The organism is Collinsella intestinalis (assembly GCF_902501455.1).
Classification (GTDB): domain Bacteria; phylum Actinomycetota; class Coriobacteriia; order Coriobacteriales; family Coriobacteriaceae; genus Collinsella; species Collinsella intestinalis.
This window is the reverse complement of the sequence record NZ_CABWIC010000008.1, coordinates 1-1,361: the sequence shown is the minus strand read 5'-3', so window position 1 is coordinate 1,361 and position 1,361 is coordinate 1. Positions and strand designations below refer to the sequence as shown.

Here is a 1,361-nt window from a genome sequence, read left to right as displayed (position 1 = left end):
GGGGATGCGCCCCAAACTCTGGAGACGCTAGGCCGCCAAGCCAAGCGATTTCCTGTACTGCATTGGACTCATCCAGCCCAATGACTCCTTGATGCGCTCGTCGCGATAGTATCTCATGTATTGCTCCAGCTGGCCGATGAAGTCCTCTGTCGTCACTCCCTCCCAGTCGCGGTCGTAGAAGAACTCGTTCTTCAGCCTTCCGAAGAATCCCTCGCAAGCGGAGTTGTCGGGCGAGCACCCCTTCCTGGACATCGACCGGACGACGCCGCGCTCTGCGCAGATGCCGATCCATCCGGGCCATCGGTAGTGGCAGCCTCGGTCGCTGTGGCATACGGGATGCTCTCCGTCCGCCAGCTGCCCGCAGGCCTCTTCCAGCATGGAGTTCGCCAGCTCCGCGTTCGGGCTCTCCCCGATGCTCCACGCGACGGGCATCCCGTCGAAGCAGTCGATCACGGGACTCAGGTACACCTTGCCGGCGGGGATGGAGAACTGCGTGATGTCGGTGAGCCACTTCTCGTTCGGGGCCTCGGCGTGGAAGTCGCGCGCGACGAGGTTGTCGGGGGCCGCGCTTATCTCGCCCGCATACGAGCTGTAGGAGCGCCTCTTCTTCGCGTAGCTCACGCGGCAGCCCTCTTCGGCCATGAGGCGCCGCACGGTCTTGCCCGACACGACTATCGGGTCCTCCCGCTCGCGCAGGCGCTGCCGGATGTAGCGGTAGCCCCTCTTGCCCCCGACCAGCGCGAACTCCTCCCTGATGGCGGCACGCGCGCGCCCGTGGCGATCGGGCCGCTCCGGCTTCGCCTTGCAGTAGTAGTAGCTCGACGACGAGAGCCCGACCTCCGGCAGGGCCTCCGTCACGGTGAAGCTGGCGGGCAGGGCATCGACGATCGCGGCCTTCTCGTCATTGCTCAGATCGTCGATGCCCTCTGCTTTTAAAACCTTCACCGTGCCCTCGAGCACAGCGGCCTTGAGCTCCAGCTTGTGGATGTACTCCTCGAGCTCCTCGTCGGTCATGCGGGCCCTCCCGTCGGGGCTCAGGTGCTTGATCTCGTCGGGATCGATCTCCGGGATGTCCATGTGGCCGCCTTCGACGTATCGCCTCTTCCAATTGGATATCGTGGGCGCGGAGACGCCCACCATCACGGCGACCTCGTCCAGCCCGAACCCATGGCCGCCATAGGCAAGCCCCAACGCGAGCCTCACCGTATCCTGGGGGTATTTTACAGGGTGCGGCCTGTTGGCCCTGAGGTTGCCGTCGCGGAGGCGCCTCCATCTGGCAGCGCTCTCGTGGCCGACGCCGAAGCGTCGCTCGGCCTCGCGGACGGAATGGCCCGAATCCAGATAATCGAGCACCTCGTTGA

At 65.0% G+C, this 1,361-nt stretch carries 1 protein-coding gene; it reads right to left on the bottom strand.

The annotated features are described in order from the left end of the window. Window positions 1–27: 27 nt before the first annotated feature. Window positions 28–1,361, bottom strand: a 1,334-nt coding sequence (locus AOBCEHNH_RS05100; protein ID WP_152063436.1) for an IS3 family transposase, incomplete at its 5' end; no start/stop codon positions are given.